We start from the raw sequence: 5,870 nt of genomic DNA on the forward strand, positions 1-5,870 counted from the left end.
CATTGTAGAAGACGCGGCCGATCGTGGCCTCGGTCTTCAGCTCGGCCAGCTTGAACTGGGTGTTCTGGAAATCGATGACCGCCTTGCCGAAGGCCTTGCGCTCCTTGACGTAGTCGATGGTCAAGGCCAGCGCGCGCTCGATCATGGCGATCGCGCCGGTACCGATCTGCAGCCGCTCCTGCGGCAGTTGCTGCATCAGCTGGACGAAGCCCTTGCCTTCCTCATGGCCGAGCAGGTTCGAGGTCGGCACGCGCACGTCGTTGAAAAACAGTTCGGAGGTATCGTTGGCCTTCAGGCCGATCTTGTCGAGGTTGCGGCCGCGCTGAAAACCTTCGACCTCGTCGGTCTCGACGACGATCAGCGAAGTGCCCTTGGCGCCCTTTTCCGGGTCGGTCTTGGTGACGACGATGATCAGGTTGGCGAGCTGGCCATTGGTGATGAAGGTCTTGGAGCCGCTGATCTTGTAGTGGTTGCCGTCCTTCTCGGCGCGCGTCTTGACGCCTTGCAGGTCGGAGCCGGCGCCGGGCTCGGTCATGGCGATGGCGCCGATCAGCTCGCCGGTCGCGAGCTTGGGCAGCCACTTCTTCTTCTGCTCCTCGGAGCCGTAATGGAGGATGTAGGGGGCGACGATCGAATTGTGCAGACCGATGCCGAAGCCGTCGACGCCGACATGGCCGATCGCCTCGATGATGGCGCTCTCATGCGCGAAGGTGCCGCCCGAGCCGCCATATTCCTCCGGCATCGAGGCGCAGAGCAGGCCGGCCGCGCCTGCCTTCAGCCAGCTCTCGCGGTCGACCATCTCGTTCTTCTCGAACTCGTCATAGCGCGGCGCGATCTCTTCAGACATGAAGCGCGACGCCATGTCGTAGAGCATTGCGACCTCGTCCGCCGCCCAGGCGGGTTTTGGCAAGCCAAGAATTTCGGCTGGATTTGTCATGCCATTTCCTCCGTGGCGCTGGCGTCCCCCTCCCCCTTGAGGGGAAGGTGGCCGCGAAGCGGTCGGGAGGGGTCGCCGGCGACACGCTCAGCCTCACCTTTGACAAACTGCGCAACATGCCAGGCGCTATTGATAACATCCGGCTCGTCAATCCTAAGCACGACGTAGCCAAGCGACTGCAAATAAGCGTCGCGGTTCAAATCATGACGCTTGCCAGCCTCGGTTTCATGCAGGTCGCCGTCGACCTCCACAATGAGTTTGACCGACGGGCAGACGAAATCGACAATGTACGGGCCGATCGGCGATTGCCGCCTGAACTTCAAACTGTCAGCCATCAGCTCCCGCAATTCGTACCATAGCAAAGACTCCGCCTTCGTCGCATGGAGACGAAGCGAGCGTGCCTTCTGCCGCATTTCGAAACTCACCCGCGTCCGCGGCATTGCGATAGTCCTCCTCCCAGTGCGCATCTGTCAGAATTGGCGTCGAGCTCGTCGCGGGCGACCCCTCCCGACCCTTCGGGCCACCCTCCCCTCAAGGGGGAGGGGGACGCCGAGCATTTCTAGAACGCTTCCGCCGACAGCGCCATTAGCGCGTCCGCGCCACTGGAAATGCGGGCAAGCCGCGTCGCCGTCTCCGGCATGATCCGCTCCATGAAGAAGCGCGCCGTCACCAGCTTGTTGTCATAGAAGGCCGAGGAGCCGTTGGCGCCATCGGCGAGCTTCGCGCCGGCGGCCTTCGCCATCTGCGCCCACATGTAGCCCAACGCCACCAGGCCGAAGAGGTGCATGTAGTCGGTCGAGGCGGCGCCCGCATTGTCGGGCTTGGCCATGGCGTTCTGCAGCAGCCACATGGTCGCCGCCTGCAGGTCGTTGAGGCCCTTCTTCAGCGCCTTGGTGAAGGGCGCCAACTTCTCGTCGGCACGGTTCTCCTCGCAGAACTCGCCGACCTCCTTGAAGAAAGCCTGTACGCCGCGGCCACCGTTCTGCGCCAGCTTGCGGCCGACCAGGTCGAGCGCCTGGATGCCGTTGGCGCCCTCATAGATCATGGCGATGCGGGCATCGCGCACGAACTGGCTCATGCCGTGCTCTTCGATATAGCCATGGCCGCCGAACACCTGCTGCGCCATCACCGCGTGGTCGAAGCCCTTGTCGGTGAGCACGCCCTTGACCACGGGCGTCAGCAGGCCGGTGTAGTCGTCGGCCGCCCGGCGATCGTTGTCGTCACCGGCGCGGTGCGCGACGTCCGACTTGATCGCGGTCCACAGCGCCAGCGCGCGGCCGGCCTCGTTATACGCCTTCATGGTCATCAGCGAGCGGCGGATGTCGGGATGGACGATGATTGGATCGGCCTTCTTGTCCGGCGCCTTGGCACCCGACAGCGACCGGCCCTGCAAGCGGTCCTTGGCGTAGGAGACGGCGTTCTGGTAGGCGATCTCCGACAGCGACAGCCCCTGCAGGCCGACGCCGAGGCGGGCCTCGTTCATCATCGTGAACATTGCCTTCAGGCCGCCATTGGCCTCGCCGAGCAGCGTGCCTTCGGCCTCGTCATAATTCATGACGCAGGTCGAATTGCCGTGGATGCCCATCTTCTCCTCGATCGAGCCGCAAGAGACGGCGTTTCTTTCACCTGGCTTGCCCGAGGCGTCGAGCTTGAGCTTCGGCACAATGAACAGCGAGATGCCCTTGACGCCTTCCGGCGCACCCTCGATGCGGGCCAGCACCAGGTGGACGATGTTGTCCGCCATGTCGTGCTCGCCGGCGGAGATGAATATCTTCTGACCGGAAATCTTGTAGGTGCCATTGCCGTTCGACACGGCCTTGGTGCGCAGCAGGCCAAGATCCGTGCCGCAATGCGGCTCGGTGAGGTTCATGGTGCCGGTCCATGCGCCCTCGACCAGCTTTGGCAGCCAGGTCGCCTTCTGCTCGTCGGTGCCGTGGGTGATGATGGCGGCGATCGCGCCTTGCGTCAGGCCCGGATACATCATCAGCGACATGTTGGCCGAGACCATATATTCGGAAACCGCCGTGTGGACCGTGTAGGGCAGGCCCTGGCCGCCGAACTCGGCAGGCGCGGCGAGCCCCATCCAACCGCCCTCGCGATACTGGTCGAAAGCCTCCTTGAAGCCCTTGGGCGTCGTCACCGAGCCGTCATCATGGCGCACGCAGCCTTCCATGTCGCCGACACGGTTGAGCGGATGCATGATGTTCTCAGCGAGCTTGGCGCCCTCGGCGAGGATCGCCTCGAGGACCTCGGGCGTCGCGTCGGAGAAGCCGGGAAGATTGGAATAGCGCTGATAGCCCAACACGTCGTTGAGCACGAACAGCGTGTCCTGGATCGGCGCCCTGTAGATCGTCATGCCTTCCTCCACCCTTGCGGTCTGGCCCTGCCAGCAAGTTCTCGATCAAAGCGCAGATCGGAGGCTGAGCCAATGTCGACGCCCCTAGCAAAAATTGACGTTTGCGTAAACGTCAATCTTGTCGCAGACGCAAAATTTTCGGTGAGCTGACGCATGGCCGCCAAAAGAAAAGAGCCGCCCGGCACAGGCCGCGCGGCTCCTCGTCCGAGACTTTCCGCCGGAAGCCGGCGCACAGGATCAGCCGGCTGCGCTGGCCTGTGGCGGCGCGGCGCGTTGGGCAAGCATCTGGCGCACCGCCGTCATCGAGGCGCTCAACTCGTTGATGGCGTCGTCGATCAGCGCCCGCTGCTTCTGCAGGCGAGCGAGCTGCTTCTCGGACTTGTCGAGCGCCAGTCGCAGCTGCTTGGTGTTGGAGCCGGTCGGATCGTAGAGATCCATCATCTGCTTGACGTCGCGCAGCGAGAACCCGACCTTGCGGCCCAGCAGGATCAGCTTCAGCCGGGCCTTGTCGCGGCGTGTGTAGAGACGGGTCGAACCGTCGCGCTTCGGGTTGAGCAGGCCCTTGTCCTCATAGAAACGTAGCGTGCGCAGCGTCACGCCATATTTCTTGGCCATTTCGCCGATGCGGACAAGTTCCTCGCCGGTTTCAGTCGATATGTCATTGGTGTTGGCCGCGGCTTCGCCGGCCGAAACAAGCTTCATGGTCACTGGCTTTCCCCGTCTGGTGGCGCCGCGGTCCCGGACCTTGCGTCGCCTGAGTGGAAGCGGGGGCGTGCTTCCAGTCGTGGTTTCAACGAAAAATCGCAAAAGGGGGATCTGCACACCTCTTACGTTTACGTCAATTCTATACCGAGTGCCGGCTCATGACGCAAGGGTGTTCTAGGCTAAGAAACGTTATGCCGCACCCGTTGGCGCACGAGCCGGAAGCCCAGAACGATTTTTGCGGCGGCGACCGCAGTGGAAAGGATCATGCGCAAGTTCTTAAGCTTGGTTAACGCGTTGTTTACCACGTTGGGTGAAATGTGCGCATGTCGGTCACCCGTGTTTATCCTGTAGCGAATTTTTCACGGTTTTCGAAGCGCGGGCGAAACGCCCGGGAGGCTAGCCCTCCGCCGCGGCAGAACCGCACGGTCGCCTTCGTCCCGGCGAGACTTTGGGGAATCCGGTCACGAGCCGGCAATTCTGAACACGGGCGCATCGATGAACAGCAAGCGGTCCTATCTCGATACACTCAATGCCGGCAGGCAGCGCAGGCCGCACACCACGCTCGAGCAGTTGAACCGCTCCCTGGAAACGCTGGAGCAGCGGCTGGAGCGGACGCGCGAGGACACGGCCGAGCGCCTCGACCCTCGCCGCCAGCCGGAACCGCGCTACGCCAGCGCCCAGCCTTACAGCCAGCCGCCGCGCTGGTACGAGGATCCGCAGCCGACGCCGCGACCAAAGACGCCGGCGCCGGCCGCGCCCGCGTTCGAGCAGAACTATCAGGCGATCGCCCGCGACATCGACCGCGTGCGCGGCCAGGAGGACAGCGTCGCCGTGGTCGGCAAGATCGCCGGCGAGCTGCGCGGCCTGCGCGAGGAATTGCGCCATCAGATGACCGCCGGCCTCAAGCGCGAGTTCGACGCGCTGCGCAACGACATCGAGCGCGCCTTCCAGGCGAATGGCCAGGCGGACAAGGGCAGCGCCGAGCTCGGCCTCGAATTCGAGCGGCTGTCCGGCGCCATCCAGACGCTGGCTGAGAAGAGCGACGACAGGAGCGTCAACCTGCTCAGGCTCGAGATGGAGCAGGTCAAGGGCGCGCTGGACACGCTGGCGCGCGAGGAAAGCGTGCGGGCGGTCGATCGCCGATGGGACGACTTCGACCGCCGCTGGAGCGCCTTCGAGGACCGTGTCGACGCCGACCAGCGCAAGCGCTCCGACAATCCAGGCCTTTCGGCGTTGACCGACCGGCTCGAGCAGATCAGCAATGCCGTAAACAACCTGCCGGAATCGCTGTCGCTGCGCTCACTGGAGGAAAAGGTGCGCACGCTTGCCGGCGCCGTCGACCAGTTCGCCAGCCAGCAGAGCAATCGAGGCAGCGACACGTTCGGCATGATCGACGAGCGGCTGGACGAGATCTCCCGCGCCATCGTCGCCTCGACCGTTGCCGCGCAGGCCAATGCCTTCGACCCGGAACCCTTCGAGCGCATCGAGAAGCGGATCGCCTCGCTGGCGCAGCAGATCGAGGAAGTGACCCAGGCCCAGCCCGGTCGAGAGGTTATGGACCGGCTCAACCTTCTGTCGAGCCGCGTCGACGAGCTGGCCGGCCGCGCCAACCTGCCGGAGCAGGCCATGGAACGGCTCGGCAGGCAAATCGCGCTGATCGCCGACAAAATCGACCACGCGCCAGCCATGCCCGATGCCGATTATATTTTCCAGGGACTTGAACAGCGCTTCGACGCGCTGTCGGGGATGATGGAACGCCGGCAGGGTGATGCGATCGAACAGGGCAACATGCTGTTTCGCGATCTCGAGTGGCGGCTGGACGAGGTTGCCGACAGGCTCGACCAGCACATGCCGCAGGCCGACAGCGCCGGC

At 64.0% G+C, this 5,870-nt stretch carries 4 protein-coding genes and 1 pseudogene; 1 reads left to right on the forward strand and 4 read right to left on the reverse strand.

The annotated features are described in order from the left end of the window. The 4 genes from EOA33_RS21560 to EOA33_RS21575 all read right to left on the reverse strand — a co-directional run. A partial coding sequence (locus EOA33_RS21560) for an acyl-CoA dehydrogenase family protein (protein WP_127406528.1) occupies nucleotides 1-937 on the reverse strand: 937 nt, incomplete at its 3' end. Next, a complete protein-coding gene (locus EOA33_RS21565; RefSeq protein ID WP_245482402.1) occupies nucleotides 934-1,350 on the reverse strand; it encodes an endonuclease domain-containing protein in 417 nt (138 codons plus the stop codon). The genes EOA33_RS21565 and EOA33_RS21560, both read right to left, overlap by 4 nt. Before the next feature lie 146 nt (nucleotides 1,351-1,496). After that, a complete protein-coding gene (locus tag EOA33_RS21570) occupies nucleotides 1,497-3,293 on the reverse strand; it encodes an acyl-CoA dehydrogenase (protein WP_127406530.1) in 1,797 nt (598 codons plus the stop codon). Nucleotides 3,294-3,530: 237 nt separating this feature from the next. Then, the gene (locus tag EOA33_RS21575) at nucleotides 3,531-3,995 is read right to left on the reverse strand and encodes a MerR family DNA-binding transcriptional regulator (RefSeq protein WP_126056613.1); all 465 of its coding nucleotides are present in this window, start codon (nucleotides 3,993-3,995) and stop codon (nucleotides 3,531-3,533) included. A gap of 498 nt (nucleotides 3,996-4,493) precedes the next feature. Between EOA33_RS21575 and EOA33_RS21580 the strand changes: the two are divergent. Further along, nucleotides 4,494-5,870 (forward strand): annotated as a pseudogene (locus EOA33_RS21580) (peptidoglycan-binding protein); the annotation flags it as partial.

The organism is Mesorhizobium sp. M4A.F.Ca.ET.050.02.1.1 (genome assembly GCF_003997725.1).
Taxonomy (GTDB): Bacteria; Pseudomonadota; Alphaproteobacteria; order Rhizobiales; family Rhizobiaceae; genus Mesorhizobium.